Origin of the sequence: Agrococcus sediminis (genome assembly GCF_007923295.1) — a bacterium.
Lineage (GTDB): Bacteria > Actinomycetota > Actinomycetes > Actinomycetales > Microbacteriaceae > Agrococcus > Agrococcus sediminis.
On sequence record NZ_VOIR01000011.1, the window covers coordinates 24,534 to 47,118 of the forward strand.

General features: G+C 68.9%; 21 protein-coding genes. 10 read left to right on the forward strand and 11 right to left on the reverse strand.

All coding sequences use genetic code 11. The features are described 5' to 3' along the window. Window positions 1-3: 3 nt before the first annotated feature. Both FQ330_RS00565 and FQ330_RS00570 read right to left on the reverse strand, forming a co-directional pair. On the reverse strand, window positions 4-675 hold the full coding sequence (locus tag FQ330_RS00565) for a DUF4391 domain-containing protein (RefSeq protein ID WP_146354343.1): 672 nt from the start codon (window positions 673-675) through the stop codon (window positions 4-6). Next, window positions 672-3,944: a helicase-related protein gene (locus tag FQ330_RS00570; protein ID WP_146354345.1), complete on the reverse strand. Its 3,273-nt coding sequence runs from the start codon at window positions 3,942-3,944 to the stop codon at window positions 672-674. The genes FQ330_RS00565 and FQ330_RS00570 overlap by 4 nt, the downstream gene beginning before the upstream one ends. Before the next feature lie 400 nt (window positions 3,945-4,344). On the opposite strand from FQ330_RS00570, the gene FQ330_RS00575 reads away from it, so the two are divergent. The 3 genes from FQ330_RS00575 to FQ330_RS00585 all read left to right on the forward strand — a co-directional run bounded on the left by FQ330_RS00575 (window position 4,345) and on the right by FQ330_RS00585 (window position 8,568). Continuing rightward, window positions 4,345-5,175 carry a hypothetical protein gene (locus FQ330_RS00575; protein ID WP_146354347.1) on the forward strand — a complete coding sequence of 277 codons (831 nt, stop codon included), beginning with the start codon at window positions 4,345-4,347 and terminating at the stop codon, window positions 5,173-5,175. Window positions 5,176-5,340: 165 nt separating this feature from the next. Then, a complete protein-coding gene (locus FQ330_RS00580; RefSeq protein ID WP_146354349.1) occupies window positions 5,341-7,134 on the forward strand; it encodes a GmrSD restriction endonuclease domain-containing protein in 1,794 nt (597 codons plus the stop codon). Between the two features lie 282 nt (window positions 7,135-7,416). Next, window positions 7,417-8,568: an NINE protein gene (locus FQ330_RS00585; protein WP_146354351.1), complete on the forward strand. Its 1,152-nt coding sequence runs from the start codon at window positions 7,417-7,419 to the stop codon at window positions 8,566-8,568. Window positions 8,569-8,645: 77 nt separating this feature from the next. On the opposite strand, the gene FQ330_RS00590 is transcribed toward FQ330_RS00585, so the two are convergent. Beyond that, a complete protein-coding gene (locus tag FQ330_RS00590) occupies window positions 8,646-9,443 on the reverse strand; it encodes a nitrilase-related carbon-nitrogen hydrolase (protein WP_146354353.1) in 798 nt (265 codons plus the stop codon). A gap of 142 nt (window positions 9,444-9,585) precedes the next feature. Between FQ330_RS00590 and FQ330_RS00595 the strand changes: the two genes are divergently transcribed. From FQ330_RS00595 to FQ330_RS00610, 4 genes are read left to right on the forward strand one after another with little or no spacing between them, the layout of a single operon-like run. Further along, window positions 9,586-9,822 (forward strand): hypothetical protein, encoded by a 237-nt coding sequence (locus FQ330_RS00595; protein WP_128188913.1) that lies wholly within the window; start codon window positions 9,586-9,588, stop codon window positions 9,820-9,822. Continuing rightward, entirely contained in the window at window positions 9,819-11,249 is a 1,431-nt protein-coding gene (locus FQ330_RS00600) for a purine-cytosine permease family protein (protein ID WP_225792615.1), read from the forward strand. The genes FQ330_RS00595 and FQ330_RS00600 overlap by 4 nt, the downstream gene beginning before the upstream one ends. After that, window positions 11,249-12,340, forward strand: a complete 1,092-nt coding sequence (locus FQ330_RS00605) for an alcohol dehydrogenase catalytic domain-containing protein (RefSeq protein WP_146354355.1) — start codon at window positions 11,249-11,251, stop codon at window positions 12,338-12,340. Before FQ330_RS00600 ends, FQ330_RS00605 begins: the two co-directional genes overlap by 1 nt. Before the next feature lie 15 nt (window positions 12,341-12,355). Continuing rightward, window positions 12,356-12,973: a TetR/AcrR family transcriptional regulator gene (locus FQ330_RS00610; RefSeq protein WP_146354357.1), complete on the forward strand. Its 618-nt coding sequence runs from the start codon at window positions 12,356-12,358 to the stop codon at window positions 12,971-12,973. A gap of 20 nt (window positions 12,974-12,993) precedes the next feature. Here FQ330_RS00610 and FQ330_RS00615 read toward each other — a convergent pair whose 3' ends face one another. Genes FQ330_RS00615 through FQ330_RS00630 form a run of 4 tightly spaced genes read right to left on the reverse strand, consistent with a single transcriptional unit; the run spans window position 12,994 to window position 14,510 of the window. Continuing rightward, a complete protein-coding gene (locus FQ330_RS00615; protein WP_146354359.1) occupies window positions 12,994-13,254 on the reverse strand; it encodes a type II toxin-antitoxin system RelE family toxin in 261 nt (86 codons plus the stop codon). Then, a complete protein-coding gene (locus tag FQ330_RS00620; RefSeq protein ID WP_146354361.1) occupies window positions 13,251-13,514 on the reverse strand; it encodes a type II toxin-antitoxin system prevent-host-death family antitoxin in 264 nt (87 codons plus the stop codon). The genes FQ330_RS00615 and FQ330_RS00620 overlap by 4 nt, the downstream gene beginning before the upstream one ends. A gap of 57 nt (window positions 13,515-13,571) precedes the next feature. Beyond that, the gene (locus FQ330_RS00625; protein WP_146354363.1) at window positions 13,572-14,159 is read right to left on the reverse strand and encodes a hypothetical protein; all 588 of its coding nucleotides are present in this window, start codon (window positions 14,157-14,159) and stop codon (window positions 13,572-13,574) included. 45 nt (window positions 14,160-14,204) lie between these two features. After that, complete coding sequence (locus FQ330_RS00630; RefSeq protein WP_225792616.1) at window positions 14,205-14,510, reverse strand: putative quinol monooxygenase; 306 nt, start codon at window positions 14,508-14,510, stop codon at window positions 14,205-14,207. Between the two features lie 84 nt (window positions 14,511-14,594). Here FQ330_RS00630 and FQ330_RS00635 point away from each other — a divergent pair, with 84 nt between their 5' ends. Next, entirely contained in the window at window positions 14,595-15,095 is a 501-nt protein-coding gene (locus FQ330_RS00635; RefSeq protein WP_146354367.1) for a hypothetical protein, read from the forward strand. Between the two features lie 15 nt (window positions 15,096-15,110). Here FQ330_RS00635 and FQ330_RS00640 read toward each other — a convergent pair whose 3' ends face one another. Beyond that, the gene (locus FQ330_RS00640; RefSeq protein ID WP_146354369.1) at window positions 15,111-15,626 is read right to left on the reverse strand and encodes a hypothetical protein; all 516 of its coding nucleotides are present in this window, start codon (window positions 15,624-15,626) and stop codon (window positions 15,111-15,113) included. Between the two features lie 200 nt (window positions 15,627-15,826). Between FQ330_RS00640 and FQ330_RS00645 the strand changes: the two genes are divergently transcribed. Then, window positions 15,827-17,254, forward strand: a complete 1,428-nt coding sequence (locus FQ330_RS00645) for a phytoene desaturase family protein (RefSeq protein ID WP_146354371.1) — start codon at window positions 15,827-15,829, stop codon at window positions 17,252-17,254. 13 nt (window positions 17,255-17,267) lie between these two features. Here the strand turns inward: FQ330_RS00645 and FQ330_RS00650 are convergent, their stop codons facing one another. Beyond that, a complete protein-coding gene (locus tag FQ330_RS00650) occupies window positions 17,268-18,698 on the reverse strand; it encodes an ATP-binding protein (RefSeq protein WP_146354373.1) in 1,431 nt (476 codons plus the stop codon). A 128-nt stretch (window positions 18,699-18,826) separates the two neighbouring features. Between FQ330_RS00650 and FQ330_RS00655 the strand changes: the two genes are divergently transcribed. Beyond that, window positions 18,827-20,347: a lipase maturation factor family protein gene (locus FQ330_RS00655; RefSeq protein ID WP_146354375.1), complete on the forward strand. Its 1,521-nt coding sequence runs from the start codon at window positions 18,827-18,829 to the stop codon at window positions 20,345-20,347. A gap of 342 nt (window positions 20,348-20,689) precedes the next feature. On the opposite strand, the gene FQ330_RS00660 is transcribed toward FQ330_RS00655, so the two are convergent. Together FQ330_RS00660 and FQ330_RS00665 are read right to left on the reverse strand one after the other, a co-directional pair. Next, on the reverse strand, window positions 20,690-21,844 hold the full coding sequence (locus FQ330_RS00660; protein WP_146354377.1) for an FUSC family protein: 1,155 nt from the start codon (window positions 21,842-21,844) through the stop codon (window positions 20,690-20,692). A gap of 120 nt (window positions 21,845-21,964) precedes the next feature. After that, window positions 21,965-22,156, reverse strand: coding sequence for a hypothetical protein (locus FQ330_RS00665; RefSeq protein WP_146354379.1), 192 nt, complete (start codon window positions 22,154-22,156; stop codon window positions 21,965-21,967). Window positions 22,157-22,585: the final 429 nt, after the last annotated feature.

Below are 22,585 nucleotides of genomic sequence, written 5' to 3' on the forward strand. Positions count from 1 at the left end.
CGGTCACCTCAGCAACTCCCGTTCCTCTTGCTTGCTTCGCAGCTCGCGCCGAAGCTCGAGCTTCCTGTTGAGCTGCGGCTCGGACCGCATCTTCCGTTCCAGTGCGGCGATCACACGATCGAGCGCTGCCGCTGCTCGAAGCCGTCGCTCCGCCGCCTCGACGCTCTCGGATGCGCGTCGTTCCGTGCCGAGGAGCGGTGCCAGCAGCAGGTCGTGCAGCGCGTCGAGCGTCGGTGCGACAGGGAGCGGCCGACGGTCTCTCGTTCCATCGATCCACCCCGAGCGATGATACGGGCCGTGTGCGAGAGCGCCCTTCTCAGAGACGGTCTTCGTCGCGCCGAGCACGAGGACTTCACCCATCGCGGAGTCCCCGGCGCGCAGCTCGAAGATCACCGGATGCGCGATCGCGGAGTCCAGCGCATCGATGAGAGCCTCAGGAACGAACCGACCCTTCAGGCCGAGTTCGATGACCTGGATCTCGGCGATGCGAGCGCCGGCCGGAACGCCCGTCGTCGTGGGCGACAGCTTGTACGCCCAGCTCGCCTCTCGCACATCGTCCGTCAGGCTCCGACGCACGCGTGGCTGTAGGTCGGCGAGCCGTTCGAGCTGCGCCTTCGGCATCCTGCGCTGGAACTTCGCGCTCTGCGGCCACCGGAAGAGGGCGGCCTCCGTCACTCCGACGCCCCTTCGGGGTCGACGATGGCGAGGAAGGCGATCAGCTCGAAGTCATCGAGCCCGCCGATATCCTGGGTCAGCGCCGACGTCGGCCCCGCGCTGAAGAGGCTCTCGATGTCGAGCTCGTCGGTCCTCGACGTCATCGAGCCGATCGCCTCGGCGAGCAGCGCCGAGTAGGCCGTCATGTCGACGCCATCGTCGGTGGCGCGGTTGAAGGGCCGGTACGCCTCAGGCACGGGCTCGTCCCGTCCCGCGCTCGCCGCCCGCAGCATGTCCAGCACTTCCTTCACCTGGGTGTGGTCGACCCGGATCGTGCCGTCGTCCCGCACGTAGACGAGGTAATGCGGGTGGAGACGATTCCCTCGGTCGCCGGCTGTCTGGACGTTGCGGTCCAGCAGCACGAAGATCACGCCCGGCTCGAGACCGGTCGCGCGGTCGCTGGGCACGACGGCGTGCAGCCCTCGTGGCGCGGTCGTGAGGTCGCCGTACCGCTTGGTTGACTCCAGCAGATCCATGCGGAAGTCGTTCAGGCCGAGATCGACGATGGAGACGCCCGCCTTCGCATCCTCGAGCTCGATCACCTCGTCCTGGAGCTTTCGCAGCTGCTCGCGGCGGTACTCCGCGTCGCTGTGCTCGTCGCTCAGCAGGTTGTCGTCCGCCGCTCCTGCGAGGTCGGCGATGACCATGCGGTTCTCGACGCGCTCCTTGAGGTTGATGTACTCGTCGAGCGAGATGTCGGGCCAGAAGTTGACGAGCTGCACCTGCGCGTTCGTGGAACCGATGCGGTCGATGCGGCCGAAGCGCTGCACGATGCGCACAGGATTCCAGTGGATGTCGTAGTTGATCAGGTAGTCGCAGTCCTGGAGGTTCTGTCCCTCGCTGATGCAGTCGGTGCCGATGAGGATCTCGATCTCTCTCGACTCATCGGGCATCACCAGGTCGCGCTTCTTTGACCGAGGCGAGAAGAGCGTGAGCACCTCCTGCAGTCCGAGCGGCGACCCAAGCGTGGTCGAGGGATTGCCCTGGCCCGTGATGAGCGCCGCGTGGCTCTCGCGCGGGACCGCATCCTTGATGCACTCGTAGAGGTACTTCGCCGTGTCCGCGAATGCGGTGAAGATCAGCACCTTGCGATTGCCGTCGTTGATGGGGCGCTCGCGCTTCTCGTCTATGAGGCGCATGAGCTCTCGAAGCTTCACGTCCCGATCGGGTGTAACCGGTTCGAGACTCCTCAGCAGCCCGCGGACGATGTCCCGGTCACTCGTCAGGTCTCGGAGGAAGCTCTCCGAGTCGAGGTCATCGAGGCGTATGCGGACCTTGTCGCCGATCGCTGCCCCGGCCTCGAGCTCGTCGTCGTCCGCCTCTGCGCCGGCCAGCGGCGCGCCGAGATCATCGATCGTCGCTCGGCCGTGCTGCACCGCGTCGATCGTCGCCTCGACCGTGTCCGCGAGGCGCTCCAGCGTCATCCGGAAGGCCTGCACAGAGCTCTCAAGGCGCTTGAGCAGGTTCACCGTCATGAGCCTGTGGATGCCCTGCTGGCGCCCCGCGACCCAGCGAGCGGCGAGCTCCGACTGGTCCTCCGCTGCTTGCATGCCTTTCGGCACGACCCCGTACTCCTCTGCGTACCTGCTCGCCCTGCTGGCGAGCACGTACTGCAACGGGGTGTAGACGGCCAACGTCAGACCGGCAAGTTGCTCGTAGAGTGCGTCAAACGAAGGGACGCTCGGAACATCGGTGAGCGGTGGTCGGATCGCGATCGGGCGGAGCCGCTCCGGGAACGTGCCGATCTCCGCGGTGTCGTAGAAGGAGGTGATGTGCTTACGCGAGCGCGCGATCGTCACCGCGTCCAGCAGCTCGAAGAATTCGAAGTCGAGCTTGCCGAGCAACGCGTCTGCCGTCCGCTCAGAGCTTTGCAGGCGCGACCACTCGTTGAACACCGCTTGCGCGTCGCGGAACACCTGCTCGACCGACGTAGAGAGATCCAGCCGGCGCGCGAAGCTCGTCGCGTCGCCCTCGTACGCGAGTGCAAGTTGGTGCTTGAGGTCGTTGAAGTCGTTGTTCACCGGCGTCGCCGACAGCATCAGGACCTTCGTCTGCACGCCGGCGCGCATCACCATTCGCATCAGCCGCTCATATCGCGACTCTCCCTCGCCGCTGGTCACCGCGTTGCGGAAGTTGTGCGACTCGTCGATGACGACGAGGTCGTAGTTACCCCAGTTCACACGATCGAGCGGAATGCCCATCGACTCGCCCCGCGTTCGCGACAGGTCGGTGTGAGCCAGCACGTCGTAGTTGAAACGGTCGGACGCGAACTCGTTCGTCACGAGGTTCTTGTTGTAGTTCGTCCAGTTGTCGGCAAGCTTCTTCGGCGCGAGGACCAGGACCGACTTGTTCCGCAGCTCGTAGTACTTGATTACGGCAAGCGCTGTGAACGTCTTACCGAGACCGACGCTATCGGCGAGAATGCAGCCGTTGAACGACTCCAGCTTGTTGATCGCACCGCGGGCGGCGTCACGTTGGAATGCGTAGAGGCTCTGCCATATCTGAGTGTCGAGGAACCCAGTCCGCTCGTTCGGCAGCACGTCCTCGCTCACCTCGTCGAGGAACTCCGAGAACAGATGGGCGAGAATGAGGAAGTAGATGCGTTCCGGCGAGTTCTCACGGTAGGCGGACTCGATGTGCTCGGTGACCGCGGCCGTCACGTCCTCGAGCGCCTCAGGATCACGCCACACGGCGTTGAAGCTCTCCAAGAACTGCCGCGACTCATCGACACCTTCGAACTTCGTCGAGATGGGCATGAGCGATTCACCTGGCTCGAAGCCCAGGTCGGCGGTGGTGAAGCCCTGCACCGGATAGTAGAAGTCATCGTCGATGGCGATTGACCCGAGCATCGGTCGCCCGGATGCGTTCGCCCGGAAGACCGCCTTCTTGCGTATCCACGCTGCGCACTCGCGCGCGATGGCACGCTGCGTGAGCTTGTTCCTGAGCCGGATCTCCAAATCGGAGGCAACCACGGATTCTTGCCCTCGCCGCGATGAAGGAACGAAGAACTCGCGACGTTGCTTGGACAAGCCCGCGAGGCTGGCATCCGAAGCGAATGAGGGAGCGGTGAAGAGGAAGCGGAGTTCGTCGACCGACTCCAGTTCTGCTCGCAACGCCTCGAAGGCGAAGATGGAGAAGGTGGCCGCGGCGATGCTTACCTTCGACCCGGGCTGCAGCGTGGCGCGCAGGTCATCGCCCAACTTCTCGTTGAGATTGTCGATCTGCTTCATGGAAGGCTCCCGGTTCGCCATTGACATGCTAGCGAGCACTCGACATCGACTCCGATCAATGCTCAGTTCGCGTGTCAGAGACGCCCGCGACAGTCTCGCTGCAACTATCGGCATGACGAGAGGCGAGGACTGAAATGACAGATGGCAGGAGCGCGGTCGGCTCCGCGTTGGATGCGCTGCGCCAGAGGCTCGACCCTCTCCTCGCCGCTGGGCTGGCGGATTAGCTCGGAGGCTTGCCGTGGACTGCGCTGCTTGAGCAGCTCGACGCGCTCAAAGGACGCAAGCACCTGCGCCACGACGCCATGGATCTGCAGTCTCAGCTCCGACTGATGACGGAGCGGCTAGGCAACCTCGGATACCCCGCGAACGAAACGCGTCAAGGCTCGCCGGAGAGTTGCGCGTGGTCAGGAACGGCTGGGCGCGCGGACGCGAGTTCGATGTGAAGGAAACCTGGCGAGCGCTCGACTATGGAGTTCGACTTCTCGACACACTCGGCGATACGCATGGAGCCGACGTGCTGGCGCTGCAGCGAGACCGATGGTGGGGTGGATGCGACGTCGAACCGGCGACCGTCGACCGCGTAACCACTCCGATTCGACTTGACGTCACCGGCGACTCCGACGAACTGACCCATCCGGCGCGGCCCGGACCAGCACCCCGGTTCGCGGTCTCGCCTGCATCCAGCCAAGACGCTGCGGCGGCTGCGGACACAATCTTGACGGGCGGTGGTGAACCACTGCCTTACGAGCCGTGGGCCGTAGTGGAAGTCGGAGACCCCAGCGTTCTCGACTCACTGCGGCATCGAGCGTCGAAGGAAGCGGTACGCGCGGTCATCGGCGAGATCGTCGAGTTCGAAGGTCCCACCTCGCTGCGGCGGCTCGTCTGGCTCGTCGCGCGTTCGTTCGGCGTGCGGCGTCTCCATCGTGATCGCGAACGGCAGCTCGAGCACCAGGTCAAGCAGAGTGGCGTCGCAGTGGACGCTGACAGCTTTGTGTGGCCGAGCACACTAAACCGTGAGGCGTGGAGCGGGTACCGTCCCACACCCCCTGGGGTTGATCGCCCTCTCCCGGACGTCAGCCCGCTTGAGATCGCCAACGTGGTTCGTTACTTGGCAAAGAGCGCTAGTGCCTCGGATATGGAGAGCGCGATGCTTTCGACCTTTCGCGTCAAGCGCCGAGGTCAGCAGGTGGCAGCGCAACTCGATCGCGCGAAGGCTCTCCTGGAGAGCTGAGTGCGGCTACGACCACGAACCGAGGTGTCTTCGTTGCGGCGCGCAAGACGGATTCGGGCAGCGAGACCGGGCGTCTGATGGCCCAACGCGCTAGCCGGAAGGCCTTCATGCTAATGACGTACTCTCGAAGAGTTATTGACCTGCATTGCCGGACGAAGGACCCCGATGACGCACACCGTTACACAGCATTCGATCAACACGATCCTCAGCTGGGTGCAAGGTGGACAGGTCGCGATCCCTGAGATCCAGCGACCATTCGTATGGAACTCGACAAAGGTTCGCGATCTCATCGACTCTCTCTACCGCGGATACCCGGTCGGCTTCCTCATCACCTGGAACACCCACGACGTCCGGCTCAAGGACGGGAGCAGTCCCGTCGCGAGACAGATCCTGATCGACGGGCAGCAGCGTGTGACAGCCTTGACCACCGCACTTGTCGGGCTTCCGGTCGTCGATAAGAACTACGCACGGCGCCGAATGCAGATAGCCTTCAATCCGCTTGAGGAGCGTTTCGAGACTTTCACCCCTGTGATGCGGAATGATCCCGCCTGGATCAAAGACGTCGCCGAGATGATGTCCCCCACGGCACCGCTCACGCTCGTGCCGGAGTATCTTGCGGCGAACCCCGGCGTAGACCAGAACCTCACGATCGCCCGGATCGCACGCCTTCTGGAGGTCAAGAACCGTCAGGTCGGGGTCATCAATCTGGACGCCGCGCTCGACATCGAGACAGTCTCAGAGATTTTCGTCCGCATCAACTCGAGCGGGGCCAGACTCACGCCGGCGGATTTTGCGATGAGCCGCATAGCTTCGTACGGCGAGCGCGGATCGCGCCTTCGTAAGCAGATCGACTATTTCAGCCATCTCGCTGAAGCCCCGGCCGCGGCCGATCTCCTCGAGAGTAACGACCCGGAGTTCGCCGCGAGTCCAGAGTTTCGCCGAATCGCGTGGCTTCGGAGCGACTCGAGCGACCTGTACGACCCGAAGTACCAGGACATCCTCAGGGTCGCCGGTCTCGTCGGATTCCATCGGGGTCGGATGTCCGCGGTCGTCAGTGCCCTCTCGGGAACCGACCCTGCGACGAAGAAGGTTCGCACCGGGCTTGCCGACGAATCGTTCGACCGGCTGGATGCCGCCCTCACTGCGTTCTCGAATGAGCACGACTTCAAGCACTTCCGCATGGTGCTCGCCTCCGCTGGCTACACCTCGGCAGGACTGCTCACCTCGACCAACGCTGTGAACTTTGCCTACGCGCTTTACCTTATTCTTCGCCGAGATCGGCTCCCGCATCCCACAATCCAGAGCATCGTGCGCAGATGGTTCGTCATGTCCATGCTCACAGGACGGTCCTCAGGCTCGTTCGAGACGCAGTGGGAGTTGGACTTGCGCCGCATTGACGAGATCGGCGCAGAGGCGCACCTGGATTCCATCGAACGCAGTGAGCTCAGCGACGGTTTCTGGACCGAAGCGATGCCGCTTAATATGCAGACGTCGAGCACTCGAAGCCCATTTTTCACGGCTTTTCTCGCCGCGCAGATCCGCGACGGCAGCACCGGATTCCTATCGGATAGCGTGTCGGTCGCAAGCATGTTGGGCGATACTGGCCAGGGTGATATCCACCACCTATTTCCGAAGGCTTACCTGACATCCAGCGGAATCAACGATCGGACACTCCTCAACCAGGTTGCAAACTATGTGGTCACCGAGACACCGGTGAACATACGGATCGGCGAACTCTCCCCTTCGGCCTACATGGAGCGGGTGGTCGCTCAACTCGAAACCGAAACGCCCGACATCGGGGCGATCAGATCTCGTGAGCAACTCGACCACAACTTCCGCGCCAACGCCGTGCCTCTAGAACTAGCCGAGTTCGGGGCCGACCGGTACTTGGAGTTTCTCGAACTGCGGCGGCGCACGATGGCTGATCGCGTGCGCGGCTTCTACGAGTCGCTGCGTTAAGCACAGGCGGCCCCTCCCGTTGCGGGGGCCCGAAACGGCGCTCGTCGCGTTCGAACCCCGGGCCGGGTGCAGGGCGAGAGCGGTGAGCGCTGGCGCGCTAGCACCAAGGGTCGTGCGGGCAGTGATCCGCGCGCCCTTAAGAGGGCTCAACCCCTCCGGTCACACCATGTCAGTGCCCCCCTCTAGCTTTCGTCACAAGCCGAGATGTCCTCAGCATCGACGCCCATCTCTCCCACCGACTGCCCTGGCCGGCGGGTTCACCCTTGTCACGAGAGAGACACCATGTCCACCTCCCTCCCCCCGCAGGGCTACGGCGCTTCGCCGCAGCAGCCTGCCCCGCACGTCCCTCCGACGGGCTACGCGCCCGCGCCGGGCACCGCATCCGCCCCGCAGTACAACGGAGCACCGCAGTACGGCGGCGCCCCGCAGTTCGGCTCCGCGTTCCAGCCGCCGCAGAAGAGCTTCCTCGTCACGTGGCTGCTCTCGCTGATCATCGGCGTGCTCGGCGCCGACCGGTTCTACCTCGGCAAGATCGGCACCGGCATCGCAAAGCTGCTCACCGTCGGCGGCTTCGGCATCTGGTGGCTGGTCGACCTGATCATCACCCTCACCGGCAACCAGACCGACAAGCAGCGCCGCCCGCTCGCCGGCTACGACCAGCACAAGAAGGTGGCCTGGATCGTCTCAGCGATCTGGGTCGTGCTCAGCATGGTCTTCGGCGCGATCAACGGCGCGGCCACCGCCGGGCGGGTGACGGATGCCGCTCCCGGTGTCACGCAGCCCGTGGCGGTCGAGGAGGAGACCGAAGTCGAGCCGGTGAACGCCGTGCCCGAGGCCACCGATGAGGCTGCACCGGAGGCGGAGCCGGTCGAGGAACCTGCTGGCGCGGGCGACTGGGCGAGCGACACGTTCGGCACGTTCGAGCCGCTCATGCAGGAGGGCTCGGGCGACACGCTCATCGAGCTGCCTGCGAGCGCCGGCTTCGTCACCGCATCGCACAACGGGTCGGCGAACTTCATCGTGCAAGTGCTCGACGCGAACAACGAGTCGACCGGCGAGCTGCTCGTCAACACGATCGGCGCGTACTCGGGCCAGACCGCGTTCGGGCTCAACGCCTTCGGCGAGGGTGCTCGCCTGCAGGTGACCGCGGATGGCGCGTGGAGCCTCACCATCGCGCCGCTGGCCGACGCGCCCGAGCTGGCCCCGAGCGGCTCCGGGGATGGTGTCTTCCTCTATGCCGGGGACGCCGGCGCGCTCGCAATCACGCACGACGGGCAGGGCAACTTCATCGTCATGGAGCACAACGACTCCATGTTCTCGATGGGGCTGCTCGTCAACGAGATCGGCTCGTACTCGGGCACGGTGCCGCTGAGCGCCGGCCCGTCAGTCGTGACCGTCATGGCCGACGGCGCGTGGACGCTGTCGCAGCAGTAGCGCGACCAAGCGGGCGGGCGTCGGGTGCACACCCGGCGCCCGCCCGTCATGCCGCGCGGCGGTGACCGCGCTCGGGCTCAGACGTCCCGCAAGTACGTGTTCAGCGCCCGCGCCCGCTCCAGCGCCTCCGGCGGCACTTCGAGCACCCCCAGCCCCGGCTCATCGCCGAGCAGCACCGCATTCCGCCCGAACGGCGTCGCGATGCACGAGCGGCCCGTGAACCCCGGCCCGCAGTGGTTCGCGTAGGCGACGACCACGCCGTTCTCGAGCGCGCGCGCCGGCACCTGCAGCGTCGACGTCTGCGTCGCCGAGTAGTGCCACGCCTCGCCCAACCCGGCGATGCCCTCCTCCACCGTCGGCACCGCCGTCGGCACGAGCAGCACGTCGGCGCCGGCAACAGCCAGAGCACGCGCGAACTCGGGGAACTCCACGTCGTAGCAGATGCCGACGCCCCACTCGAGGCCCTGCCACCCCACGACCGAGCCGTAGTCCGCGGCGGGCGTCATCCACTGCTGTTCGACCGGCCCGAAGAGATGGCGCTTGTGCACGCGCTGCAGCTCGCCGCCGTCGGCGTCGAACATCGAGGCGGCAATTCGGTGCGAGCCGTCAACAGAGTCGACGCTCGAGCCCACCAGCGCCACCCGATACCGCCCCGCGACCTCCGCGAGCGCCGCGCGCACAGCCTCGCCGTCATGCTTCCACGCGCGATCGGGTGCATAGCCGGTGGCGAAGAGCTCGGGCGTCACGACCACGTCGGCGCCCCGCGCCGCGGCCTCGGCGACGAGCCCAGACAGCGTCTCGAGGTTGCGATCCACGTCGTCGACGACGGCCGCCGCCTGCGCGACGGCGACGGTGCGGCTTGCCTGGGCGCTCATGAGCCCATCCTCCCTGCTCGACGCGATCGAGGCATCCGCTGTTGACGAGCAGCACCAGCGTGCCGCATCATGACGCTAAACCCAACTGGTTTTGGTTTAGCGATCCGCGATCACGACCCCGAGCTCGGCGAAGGAGCCAGCCATGACGTCACCCCGGCCCGACGCGCCCCAGGCGCCCGCCACCGACTTCCAGGAGGCGCTGCGCGCCCGCGGCACCGACTCGGCGATCGCCGCCGAGCTCGAGCGCCGCATCGAGCTCATCGAGCACGAGGAGTACGAGGATGCGTCGCGGCTGCCGCTCACGGCGCGCGAGGTCGTCGCCTACGTCGGCGTGACGCTGGGCGCCATCGCGCTCGGCCTGCTGGTCGTCGTCCTGTGAGCGAGCGGAAGGCCCTGGCGGCCGACCCGATGCTCTCGAGCGAGCACGTCTTCGGCACGTTCCCGCTGCTGAAGAAGGAGCGCACCTGGAGCGCGCTCGACTTCACCTGGGTCAACACCGCCCTCGCGATCGCGACCTGGGCGTTCCTCGTCGGCGGCTCCACGGCGCTGCTCGTCGGCTTCCAGGACGGCATCGCCGCGATGATCATCGGCAACGCGATCGGCCTGTGCTTCATGGTGCTCGCCTCGGTCGTCGCCTCGCAGCGCTGGGGCAGCGAGCAGTACCTGCTGCTGCGCGGCGCCTTCGGCGTCGTCGGCGTCGGCGCGCTGGTCTTCACCGTCATCCTCATCACCGAGATGGGCTGGTCGTCGCTGCTCGCCGTCATGGCCGGCCGCGCCACGAGCCAGGTCGTCTCGACCATGGCCGGCGCCGATCTCGGCCAGTACGGCCCGGTCGTCACGATCGGCGGCCTCATCGCGATCGCGATCGCCTGGTGGGTGCTCTCCCGCGGCCCCGTCACGATCGGCCGCTTCAACGCGATCATCGCGCCCGGGCTCGCCGTGATCACCATCGTGATGATGGTCTTCCTCGTCATCAACACCTCGTGGGACGCGCTCTTCGCCGCCTCCCCCATCGCGCCGTTCGACGACGCGACGCTCAACTTCATGGTCGCCGTCGAGTTCAACGTCGGCGTGGGCGTCTCCTGGTACCCGGTGATGGGCTCGCTCGCCCGCATGACCCGCTCGCGCAAGGCGGCCGTCTGGCCCGCCTACGGCGGCCTCCTCATCGCCACGCTCGTCGCGCAGATCGTCGGCATGGCCGCGGCGCTCACGCTCGGCGACTCCGACCCGACCGTCTGGATGGTGCCGTTCGGCGGCGCCGTGCTCGGCGTCGCGGTGCTCATCTTCATCGCCTTCGCCAACATCACGTCGATGTCGTCGATCGTCTACTCGACGATCCTCGCGATCCGGCAGTCGTCGGGCGGCCTCCTGGCCCGCGTGCCCTGGAAGGTGCTCACCGCATCCTTCTTCATCCTCCCCGCGATCATGACCTTCTTCCCGCAGTTCATGTACGAGCAGTTCATGATCTTCGTCTCGGTCTCGGGCGCCTTCCTCACGGCGGTCTGCGGCATCGCGCTCGCCGACTACTTCGTGCTGCGCAAGCAGCGCATCGACCTGCGCGAGATGCACCTGGGCCAGCAGGGCACGCTCTACGCCTACCCGGCGGGCATCAACTGGGCCGGCATCATCGCGCTCGTCGCCGGCGCCGCGTTCTACCTGTGGCTCTACAACCCGATCACGCTCGAGACGCAGGCCGTCTTCTCGGTGATCACCGCATCCCTGCCCGCCGCCATCGTCGCCGCGCTCGTCTATCTCGGCCTGTCGGCCGTGCTGCACCGCGGCCGCGCCATGGTGGGGGCGCGCTGATGGCGACGACGCGAGCGGCGGTCTACGACGGGGATGCGCGCCTGACGGTCAGGGACGTCGAGCTGCGGGAGCCGGGGCGCGGCGAGGTGCTCGTGCGCATCGGCGCCTCGGGCGTCTGCGGCTCCGACCGGCACGTGCTCGACGGCGACTGGCAGATGCCGCAGCCGACGATCATGGGCCACGAGGGCGCGGGCGTCGTCGAGGCGGTCGGCCCCGGCGTGCGCTCGCTCGAGCCCGGCGACCACGTGATCATGACGTGGTTCTACCCCTGCGGCACGTGCTCGGCCTGCCGCCAGGGCCGCACCTGGGTGTGCACGGGCTCCCGCTCGGAGGAGTGCCTGCTGCCCGACGGCTCGACGCCGATGCAGCTCGACGGCGCCGTGGCCTACCCGTACCTCGCGGTCGGCTCGATGAGCGAGCGCGTCGTGGTCGCCGAGCAGGCGGCCGTGCGGGTGCCGAAGGAGCTGCCGTTCGACGTGGCCGCGCTCATCGGCTGCTCGATCGCCACCGGCGTCGGCGCGGTCGTCAACGACGCCGAGGTGAAGCCCGGCCGCTCGGCGCTCGTCATCGGCGCGGGCGGCGTGGGCCTCAGCATCATCATGGGCCTGAAGCTCGCGGGCGCGAGCCCGATCATCGCCGCCGACGTCACCGACGAGTCGCTCGAGCTCGCGCGCCAGTTCGGCGCGACGCACACGGTGCCGTCGGGGGCGGATCTCGCGGAGCAGGTGCGGTCGATCGTGCCGGACGGGGTGGATGTCGCCTTCGAGGCCATCGGCCGGCCGGAGACCATCGCGCTCATGCCCGCGGCTCTCCAGCGCGGCGGCGCCGCCGTGATCGTCGGCCTCCCGCCGCAGGACCGGCCCGTGCCGATCGACGCGCTCGCGCTCGCCGAGGAGGGCAAGTCGCTGCTCGGCTCGAACTACGGCTCGACGGTACCGGCGCGCGACTTCCCGATGCTCGGCTGGCTCTACCTCGACGGCAAGCTGCCCATCGACGAGCTCATCACCAACCGGTGCTCGCTCGACGAGGTCAACGACGCCTTCGACCTCATGCGCTCCGGCGCGCGGGGGCGCAGCGTCATCGTCTTCTGATGCCACGCTGAACCGATGGCCAGACCGAAGCACAACATCCTCTCCCCCGGGTCGATCGCGCGGGCCGCGCTGCGGCAGGTGGCGGCGAACGGCGACTTCACCATCCCCGGCATCGCCAAGGTGCTGGGCGTGCACCCGTCGTCGCTCTACCACCACCTGCCCGGCGGGCGCCTCGCGATCGTGCACCGCATGCGCGAGGAGCTCTACGCCGGCGTCGACCTCGCACCGCTGCTCGACCCCACGGTCGCACCGCTCGACCGGCTCGCGCGCTGGATGCGGTCGTACCGGGATGCGACGGCCCAGGTGCCGACGGTCGTGCCGGTGCTGGTGGGGGCGCCGGTGGAGGACGCCCGCACCCTCGAGATCTACGAAGCGCTCTTCGTGATCCTGCGGGATGCGGGGGTGCCGGAGGAGGAGCGCGTCGCGTTCTCGGCGATGATCGACGCGGTCGTGCTGGGCTCGGCCGTCGACGCGGCGTCGCCGTCGCCGCTGTGGCGCATCGAGGGGCACGAGGTGCCGGAGCTGCGGGCCGCCGCGGCGCGGGGCGACGACGCGGGGCGTGCTGCGGCCGGGTTCGAGTTGGCGGTGGCGACCGTGGTGGATGCGGTGGGGCGGAGCGCGGCGGGGCGCTGACCGCCGTTGGCCTCCGGTCGTCAATAGACCTCGCGCCGATGGGCGATGCGGAAGACCGCCACCGTGACCACGCGGTCGTCGACCTCGTAGAGCACCCGGTAGTCGCCGACGCGGATGCGCCAGGCGTGCTGCTCGCCGGCGATCTTGCGGCAGCCAGGGGGCCGCGGGTCGTCTGCGAGCGCGCGGACCTTCTCGAGGATCTTGTCCCTGGCTGCTCGTGGCTCGAGCTTCTTGAGCTCGCGGGCTGCGGCGGTCGTGAACTCGACCGAGTAGGGGGTCACTCAGCGAGCTCGGCTGCCAGCTCGTCCAGCGAGATCCGGGAGCCGTCGTCGGCGGCCTTGGCGGCACGGAACTCGGCCAGGTCACGCGCATCCTCGAGCTGCTCGAGCAGCTCGAGGTCCTCCACACTGATCACCACGGCCGCGAGCTTGCCGTAGCGCGTGACGCCCACGCGCTCCTTGCCATAGCTCACCCGGCCGACCACCTCGGCGAAGCCGGTGACGAGATCTCCCGTGCTGACGCTGCGGCTGATGGTGTTCATGGCTCGAGTCTACCCCGTTTCGTGTAAAACGGGAGAAACATGTGGAATTGCGGTTCGTCAGTCGCCAGCCGGGAGCGGCTCGCCGCAGTCGCGGCAGGTCGCGGCGGCAGGCACGACCATGAAGCAGTTCGGGCAGGTCGTCTCACGCATCGCCGGCCGCGGCGCGGCGGACGCCCGCGGAGCGCTGGCGCGCGTGGCGCGGCTGCGCGGGCGACGCTCGGGAAGCGGCGCGAGCACGACCGGCTGCCCGCCGTCGGCGGGCATTGTCGCGCCGAAGAAGCGGTAGCACTCGAGGCGGTCCTCGGCAGCAACGCGCTCACGCGTGCGCTCATCGGTGCCGGCGGGCACACCCGGATAGCCATCACCGATGCGGCGCTCGGCCGTGACGCACACCGACGTGAGTCGAGGCTCTCCGCGCGTTTCTGCATCCGCCGCGACGGCGCCGAGCACCCGCCCGATCCAGTGCGCCATCAGCTGACTCGTCGTGATGCCCGTCCGCGCCTGGATGCGGTCGCTCAGGTCCTGGTAGGTGATCCATCCGCCGTACTCGCTAGCGGTCTCGATGAGCACCTCACGGGCGGCCGGCCACCACTGCCGCACGGCGTCGGCCCCCGAGACGTACTTGCCGTTCGCGAGCTCTGGCATAGGTGTCCTCCTCGGTAACCGTCAGCTCCAACGGTATCGGCGCCGTCAGGCGATGACCCCGTCGCCCTCGTACCCGACGACCACGCGGCTCTCGAGCAGCGGGATGATCTGCATCTTGCCGATCGACGCGAAGTGGGCGCTCTCGCGGTGCGCGGTGAACGCATCCGCGTCCTGGTAGACCTCGACGATCGTGAACACGTTCGGGTGCTCGAGGTCGCGGGCGACCGAGTAGGAGATGTTGCCCTCCTCCGCGCGGCTGGCGGCGGCCAGCTGCGGCAGCAGCAGCGCGACCTGCTCGGTCGCGTCAGGCTTGGCGGTGTACGTGGCCACGGCGATGTAGTGCTGCGTCATGCGATCCATCCTGCTCCTACGATCTTGTGTGCAGGGTCGCAACGCGAGAGCCTGACGCCAGTCCACCGAGTCGAGGAGGCAGCCGTGGCCGACCGCCGCACCGAGTCCGACGAGCACCTCGCCGCCTACCTCAACGAGCACCTGCTCGCCGGCGAGGGCGGCGTGCAGGCGTTCCACGCGGCCGCCAGGACGTTCGAGGGCTCGTCGCACGAGCGGGCGCTGCTCGCCCTCGCCGACGAGATCGCGCGGGATCGACGCGACCTGGCCCGGATCATCCACCGCCTCGGCTTCCGGCCCGCCGGCTGGAAGCGCATCCTCACGCTTGCCATCAAGGCGGCCGGCAGCATCAACCCCGTCAACCTGCTGCGGCAGCGGCGCAGCTCGATGGCGCAGTTCGAGCTCGACTTCCTCACCGGCGCCGTGCGCGCGAAGCTCTCGATGTGGGAGGCGCTGCTCGAGCTGAGCGAGAGCGACGACCGCTTCGACCGCGCCCTGCTGCTCGACCTCGAGCGTCGTGCCGAGGGACAGATCGCCGAGATCCAGCGCATCAACCGCGAGACGGTGCGGGAGCGCTTCCTGGGCTGACCCGCCGCAGCCCCGCTACTCGACGACGGGCGGCGCGACGCGCGGCGCGGGCTTGCGCGTCGCCTGCACCGCGACCGCCCACTCGACCATGAGCGCGAGCCAGCCGACGAGCCACGCGATCAGCGCGGCCCATCCGATGCCCGCCGAGAGCTCGTGCAGCGGCGACGGGCTCGTCGGCGCGCCGAGCAGCAGCGTGAGCGTCGACTGCACCGACTCGCGAGTGTCGCCGCCGTCGATCGCGGTGAGCCCGAGCACCACCACGCCGACCGACGTCAGCCACGCCCAGATGCGCGCCCGCGAGCGCCGCTCCTGCCGCCGCAGCACGCCCTGCCGACGCAGCATGCCGCGCGCGGCGGCCAGCACGACCGCCACGTAGCCGGCGACGAGCAGCGGGCTCCAGAAGAGGAGGAACACCGCGAGCCAGCCCGCCGACGCGAGCTTGAGCGCGATGCCGACGAGCGGCGCGAGGATCGCGACCCACGCCGTGAGCGGCATTGGTGGGGCGGATGCGGGGGCGGGCGTCGGGTGCACGGGGACAGTGTGGCGGATGGGGGTGCGAAGTGGTCTCGACTCGACGGCCCGAAGGGCCGTCGGCTCGACCAGCGGTGCGGGGGCTCGACCAGGGGGGCGGCGGAGGGAGCGGGGAGGTTGTGCGCGTAGCCTGCCCGCGCAAGGCTTGCGAACGTACGGGCAGAGCCCCGCATCCGCCGACCCGACCGCCAGGAGGCCGCATGACCACCGCCGTCGTCGTCGGCGCAGGGCCCAACGGCCTGACCGCCGCAGCCGTGCTCGCGCGCGCAGGGCTCGAGGTGACGGTGCTCGAGCGGCTGCCGTACGTCGGCGGTGCGAGCGCATCGATCGCCGCGTTCGGCGACCAGGCGATCATCGACCCGGGCGCCTCGGGGCACCCGTTCGGCATCACGAGCCCCGCGTTCCGCGCGCTCGGCCTCACCGACCACGGGCTCGAGTGGGTGCACGCCGACTACCCGATGGCGCATCCGCTGCCGGGCGGCCGCGCCGCGATCCTGCACCAGGACGCCGAGCGCACCGCCCGCGAGCTGGGCGTCGACGCCCGCGCCTGGCTGCGCATGCACCAGCCGGCGACCGACGACCCGGAAGGCACGGCCGAGGCCATCCTGGGGCCGCTGCTGCGCATCCCCGACGACCCGCTGCTGCTCGCGCGCATCGGGCTGCGCGGCGCGTGGCCGGCCACGCTGCTCGCACGCACCGCGTTCCGCTCCGGCGCCGCGCAGGCGCTCTTCGCGGGCAGCGTCACCCACGCGACGCTCCCGCTCGGCCACCTGATGACAAGCGCCTTCGGCGTCGCGTTCGGCGGCGTCGGCCACTCGGCCGGATGGCCGTTCGCGAAGGGCGGGTCGCAGTCGATCGCGGATGCGCTGCGTCGCGTCGCCGAGGCGGCCGGGGCCCGCATCGAGACCGGCGTCGACGTGACCGACCTGCGCGAGCTGCCGCAGGCCGACCTGATCCTGCTCGACGTGACCCCGCACCAGCTGGCGCGCATGGCGGGCGATCGCATCGAGGGGCCGTATGCGTCGCGCATCCGCACCTGGAAGTACGGGCCGGCCGTGTCGAAGCTCGACCTGCTGCTCGACGGCCCGGTGCCGTGGGAGGACGAGCGCGTCGCCGGCGCCGGCACCGTGCACCTCGGCGGCACCTTCGCCGAGATCATCGACGCCGAGCACGCCGTGGCCGTCGGCCGCATGCCCGAGCGACCGTTCGTGCTCGCGACCCAGCCGACCGCCGCCGACCCCGAGCGCGCGCCCGCGGGGAAGCATCTGCTGTGGGCCTACGCCCATGTGCCGCACGGCTGGCCGGGCGACGCATCCGCCGCCATCGAGGCGCAGATCGAGCGCTTCGCCCCGGGCTTCCGCGACCGCATCCTCGAGCGGCGGCCGATGACGCCGGCGGCGCTCGAACTGTGGAACCCCAACCTCGTCGGCGGCTCGATCGGCGGCGGCACGCTCGCCGGCACGCAGCAGCTCGCCCGCCCCGTGCTCGCGCACCCCTACCGCGTGCCGATGCCCGGCCGCGTCTTCCTCTGCTCGTCTTCGACCCCGCCCGGCGGCGGCGTGCACGGCATGAGCGGCTGGCACGCGGCGCACGCGGCGCTGCGCGAGATCGGCGTGCACGAGGGCTGAACGCGACCGCTCATCAATCGAAGGCAATCTCCCAGGTGGCGCGAGGGTCTTTTTCGCTCTGTCCCCGCCACGCGACGAGCCCCTCGTCCCGAAGCGCGCGCAAGTGCCGAACTACGGTCGGTCGTGCCCACCCGAGTGCCTCCTGAACCTCGCCGGTACCAAGAGGGCGTCGCGACCTCCGCAGTGCGTTCAGCACGCTCTCGGCGTTTCTCGGCAGCCGGTCCGCAACCGCCGCCGGAATTCTGGCATCAGCGGCCAGCGTCAGCTTCACGCTCGCCTGAGTCTGCGTGAAGACGGGGTCGGTCAACCCTGCGAGCCGCATCTCATCAACCATGCGGCGTATGCCTTCACCCAGTTCTCGCCCGATGCTGAGATCAGCGCAGACGCGAGCGATTCGCGGATTCCTCGCATAGCGAGAAATGCCGTCCAGGTTCTTCGGGTCGACCAGCCCTGGGAAGCGGCCGGGACTCTCGATCTCGATCCGATTCGGAAAGATCTCGACGCGCACGTGGTCGCCGACGATGCTGTATGCGCGGTGCACCACGGCGTTCACGATGCCCTCGAGCCAGGCGTCTCGCGGCACGATGGGGATCGGCTCGAATCGTCCATCGGCAGAGAGCGCATCGCGGCTCGGTAGCCACTCGTCGACCAGCCGCGCCGCCTCCATGATGACGTCGGGGATCCTGCCCTCCACACGTATGTCCTTGCCGGAGATCACAGAATGGCGCGACCCGGTGCCCCGCTCGATGGAGCCGTACTGCATGACGCGCACGTGCGCGTGCGGCATCGTCGACTGAGGTAGCGCAGCGAACAGCAGCCATGCGGCCACCGTCAGCTCGCCTTCGCGCGTCAGGAGGCTGCGAGCTTGCAGGAGGCGCTGGTACGTCGACTGCGCGCGGGCAGCCTGACGGTACGCGGAAAGGGCAGCCTGATCCAGGTCCTGCTGAATGGAGCCCGCGACTCGGGTGCCGTCGTAGACGCTCACTCCTCGGTCGTACTCGAGTTGCGTTCGCAGCGTCTGAGTCAGCTTTCGGGACTCATCACCAATACGCAGGTAGCAGTCGCCGGTATGGGTCTCGTGAACGCCCTCGCTAGGCGGTATGCGGAGGAGCAGCAGCGCATCCGTAGAGCCGTCAGCTCGCCGGACGCCTACCTGATCCGCATGCATGCGGACAGGCGGCACAGTGAAGTCGATCGACGCCTGTCGTAGTGCGTTCACATGCGAAGCGTGTCGCTTGACGCCCTCTACCTCGCCGTCGTTCAGACCGATGACTATCGTTCCGCCCTCGGCGTTCGCGAAGGCCACGAGCGCTTTCGCGAGGGTCTTCGGGTCGATCCGGACCGACTTCCGGTCGAACCACTGGTCCTCCGGAAGTTCAGCGAGTCGGGTAGCTCGTTCCTCGATCGGTGCGCCGAGCGCCACATCCACTTCGTTCTCGGACATGTACCTACTCTAACTTTTTTAGAGTAGTTGCGAGTACGCAACACGGAACACGCTCCGCGCTTGCTACACCCGGCTTTTCGCGTCACGCTTGCACCGCCTGACGCGATGTGGTGCGGGAGGAGCGACCGATGGACTGGGCAGCGCTCACGACCTGGCTCGACGCCCCGCACGCCGAGCTCGCCCGCCAGGTGATCCAGCGCGGCACGGCCGCGATCTTCGCAGTCGCGTTCCTCTCGACGCTCCTGCAGTTCCCGGCGCTGCTCGGCGAGCGGGGCCTCCTGCCCGCCCCGCGCTACATCACCGCGGGCGGTCTCGACGGCCAGCCCAGCCTCTTCCGGTGGCACTACTCCGACCGGATGCTGCGCATCCTCTGCCTCGTCTCCATCGCGATCGCCTTCGCGCTGGTCGCGGGCCTGCCGCAGCTCGGCCCGCCATGGCTGCCGATGCTCGCGTTCCTGACGCTCTGGATCGTCTACCTCTCGATCCTCCCCATCGGGCAGGTGTTCTACGGCTTCGGGTGGGAGCTGCTGCTGTGCGAGGCGGGGTTCCTCGTCGCCTTCCTCGGCTCGAACGCGACCGCTCCCCCGACGCTCGCCCTGCTGCTCATCGTCTGGCTTGTCTTCCGGCTCGAGTTCGGCGCGGGCATGATCAAGATCCGCGGCGGCCGCGAGTGGCGCGACCTCACGGCGCTCATGTACCACCACGAGACGCAGCCGATGCCGGGACCGCTCAGCCGCTGGGCGCACCTCGCGCCCGCGTGGTGGCACCGCACCGAGGTGGTCGTCAACCACGTCGCGCAGCTGGTCGCGCCGTGGCTCCTGCTCGTCGGCGTGCTCGGGGCGATCGTGACGGATGCGGTGGCCGGCCCGAGCGGCGCGGACGGCGCATCGCTCGGGTTCGCAGCGATCGCCACCGGCGCTGCCGCGGTGATGATCCTCACCCAGGGCTGGCTCGTGCTCACCGGCAACTTCGCCTGGCTCAACTGGATCACCATCGTGCTCGCCTTCGCAGCGGTCGACGACCGCGCGGTCGGGTGGCTGCTGCCCGGCCTGCCGCTTGACGACGCGTACGCGCCGACGCCGGCCTGGTGGAGCATCCTCGTCGCCGTCGTCTTCGTCGCGTACCTGTGGCTCAGCATCCCGTCGGTGCGCAACCTCGCCTCGCGCCGCCAGCTCATGAACGCGTCGTTCAACCGGCTGCGGCTCGCGAACGCCTACGGCGCGTTCGGCACCGTCACGAAGCGACGCGACGAGATCGTCATCGAGGGGACGATGGCGGATGCCCCGGCCGACGACGAGTGGGTCGAGTACGGCTTCAAGGGCAAGCCGGGCGATGTGCGGCGCGTGCCCGGCTGGTTCGCGCCGTACCACCTGCGGCTCGACTGGCTGATGTGGTTCCTCGCGCTCGGGTCGCACGGGCCGTGGTTCCGGATGCTCCTCCTGCGCCTGCTCGAGGCCGACCGGCCGACGCTGCGGCTGCTCGCCGACGACCCCTTCGACGGACGTCGCCCGAGGTGGGTGCGGGCCCGCGTCTACCGGTACCGGTTCGCGACGCGCGCCGAGCACCGCGAGACGGGCCAGATCTGGATGCGCGAGGACCGCGGGCTGCTGGTGGCGCCGATGCGGGGCCGGACCTCCTCCGCTGGTTGAGCCGCTGCGGCGCTCCGCTTCCGCTGGTTGTGCCGCTCCGCGCGCGGAGCGCGCAGAGCGAGTCGAAACCACTGCCGCGCGGGCTGCGGAGTGGTCTCGACTCGGGCGGCCGCCTTCGGCGGCAGCCCGGCTCGACCAGCGGAGGCTCGCCCCGATCGTCGAGTAGCGCCCGAAGGGCGCGTATCGAGACGAGGGAGGCTCCCCGGTCGTCGAGTAGCGCCCGAAGGGCGCGTATCGAGACGAGGACCGGCGCACGCGGCGGCGGGCGTGATCTCGATACGCCCGGCTCCGCCGGGCTACTCGATCAGCGGAAGGGGGGGCCGGCTCCGCCGGGCTACTCGATCAGCGGGGCGGGGAGGAAGCCGCCTCCGCCTCCTCCTCGCGCTCCGCCTCCGCCGCGCGGTCGATGCGCTCGCGCATCGCGCGCAACGCGAAGACGAGCGTGGCCATGCCCGACTCCGGCTCGTCGTGGGCGATGATCCGCCGGTAGAGCCGTTCGATCGCCTCGCCCGAGGCTGCGGACGCCTCCTCGGCCCCGCCGGTGCCGGCCCATGCCCGCAGGTGCTCGGCCAGCGCATCCATCGCCCGCGCCGTCAGCCGCCGCTCGTCGTCCTCCATCTCGACCTCGAGCGGCGACTCCCACGCGGCGGCCGCGATCGCGTCGAGCACGTCGATCATGCGGTGCGACACCGAGCGCACCGTCGCGACGCTGCGCTCGTCGCGGGCGAGGTCGTGGTGCCGCCACATCGAGCGCACGTTCAGCACGCGGCTCTCGCGCGCGGCGACCACCTCCTGCGACAGCTCCTCCACGCTCCCCTGCAGCTCGAGCCCCCAGTCGACCCACGACTCGTCCTTCGGCGGCCACTCCCCGCGCAGCATCTCGGCGAGCTGCTCGACGCGATCGGCGGTCCGTCGCACCTCGCCGCGGATGCGCTCGCGCGCCTCGCGGTCGTAGAGGGGCGGCATCACGAGCATGTTCACGATCACGCCCACGACGAGGCCGACCGAGAACTGCCCCACGTAGGCGACGGCGTACCCGTCGGCGTCGACGCCGCCGAAGATGATGACGAGCACGGCGACGACCGGCACGACGCCGGCGCCGATGCCGAGCGCGCCCGCGCCCTGCAGCAACACGCCGATGACGGCGATGATGCCGATCTTCAGCAGCCCGTGGATGTCGACCGCCAGCATCGCGAGCCCCACGGCCGCGCCGATCGCGAGCCCGACGGCCTGCTGCAGCGCCGTGCGGGCGATCGTGAACACGGTGGTGCCGGTCGCGATGAAGGCGCCGAGCGGCGCGGCGTAGGCGTACTCGGCGAAGTCGGCCGGCAGCTGCGTGCCGAGCAGCCACGCGGCCATGGCGGCGAGCGCGGCGCGCACGGCGTTCGCGATGCGGGCGGGCGGCAGCCAGCGGTGCAGCGCCCGCTCGGTCTTCGCGGTGACCGAGGCGTCGATGATCTCCGACGGTTCGGTCGGCGGATGCTCGGAACGTGCCACGAGGCCAACGGTAACCCCGGGCGGGCGGCCCGGGAAGTCGAGTTCCGCTCGGCCGCCGCGCACCCTCGGGCGCACGAGAACGGGGCCGCCCCGGTGTGGGACGGCCCCGTTCGACTGCGGTCATCGCAGCAGGTTGCGAGCGAGTGCGTCCAGGCGGTGCTGGGCGCGGGCCTCGAGCGCCTGCTCGTAGGCCATCGCCTCGCGCCGCCGCTGGTCGCGGTGCTGGGCCCGCATGGCCCACCGCTCGAGCTGCCGCGATGCGCTCAGTGCGAGCCGGCGCGGAGCCGGCATCGCGAGCATCGAGTTCGACATGGTGTTCTGCTTCCTGGCATGGCGATATCGCCCTCGGAATGGGCGTGGGATATCGCAGGTGAATTGCGGAGAATTGTGCGCGCCGAATTGCACCGCGAAGGTGCTGCGGATGCGCGACGGTGCACGGCGCCGAAAGTGCGGCCACAGAGGTGGCCGGCGCGGCAGCCGCGATCAGCGGGCGACGGGGCGGGAGGAAGCGCAGGGCTCAGATGCCTGCAGTGGCCTGGCCAGTCGCGCGCTCATCGGCGTGACGCCGACGAGCTCCGCGGACCAGCGGCCCGTGCGCTTCGCCGCTAGCGGACCCCACCGGGAAGGAGGGCTGCAGCGGCAGTGATCGTGATGAACATGGCGAGCTCCTCCTTTCGACTCGGGGCATGGAAGTTCGCGTGATGAAGATATACCGATGCGCGCGAGAATTGCAAGCCTGGA

What these genes read in the sequence shown, in the direction of transcription:
- FQ330_RS00665 (WP_146354379.1), bottom strand. Translation starts at nt 22,156, where the DNA reads ATGTCGAACTCGATGCTCGCGATGCCGGCTCCGCGCCGGCTCGCACTG.
- FQ330_RS00625 (WP_146354363.1), bottom strand. Translation starts at nt 14,159, where the DNA reads ATGCCAGAGCTCGCGAACGGCAAGTACGTCTCGGGGGCCGACGCCGTG.
- FQ330_RS00570 (WP_146354345.1), bottom strand. Translation starts at nt 3,944, where the DNA reads ATGAAGCAGATCGACAATCTCAACGAGAAGTTGGGCGATGACCTGCGC.
- FQ330_RS00650 (WP_146354373.1), bottom strand. Translation starts at nt 18,698, where the DNA reads ATGTCCGAGAACGAAGTGGATGTGGCGCTCGGCGCACCGATCGAGGAA.
- FQ330_RS00655 (WP_146354375.1), top strand. Translation starts at nt 18,827, where the DNA reads ATGGACTGGGCAGCGCTCACGACCTGGCTCGACGCCCCGCACGCCGAG.
- FQ330_RS00585 (WP_146354351.1), top strand. Translation starts at nt 7,417, where the DNA reads ATGTCCACCTCCCTCCCCCCGCAGGGCTACGGCGCTTCGCCGCAGCAG.
- FQ330_RS00590 (WP_146354353.1), bottom strand. Translation starts at nt 9,443, where the DNA reads ATGAGCGCCCAGGCAAGCCGCACCGTCGCCGTCGCGCAGGCGGCGGCC.
- FQ330_RS00620 (WP_146354361.1), bottom strand. Translation starts at nt 13,514, where the DNA reads ATGAACACCATCAGCCGCAGCGTCAGCACGGGAGATCTCGTCACCGGC.
- FQ330_RS00610 (WP_146354357.1), top strand. Translation starts at nt 12,356, where the DNA reads ATGGCCAGACCGAAGCACAACATCCTCTCCCCCGGGTCGATCGCGCGG.
- FQ330_RS00630 (WP_225792616.1), bottom strand. Translation starts at nt 14,510, where the DNA reads ATGACGCAGCACTACATCGCCGTGGCCACGTACACCGCCAAGCCTGAC.
- FQ330_RS00580 (WP_146354349.1), top strand. Translation starts at nt 5,341, where the DNA reads ATGACGCACACCGTTACACAGCATTCGATCAACACGATCCTCAGCTGG.
- FQ330_RS00595 (WP_128188913.1), top strand. Translation starts at nt 9,586, where the DNA reads ATGACGTCACCCCGGCCCGACGCGCCCCAGGCGCCCGCCACCGACTTC.
- FQ330_RS00605 (WP_146354355.1), top strand. Translation starts at nt 11,249, where the DNA reads ATGGCGACGACGCGAGCGGCGGTCTACGACGGGGATGCGCGCCTGACG.
- FQ330_RS00645 (WP_146354371.1), top strand. Translation starts at nt 15,827, where the DNA reads ATGACCACCGCCGTCGTCGTCGGCGCAGGGCCCAACGGCCTGACCGCC.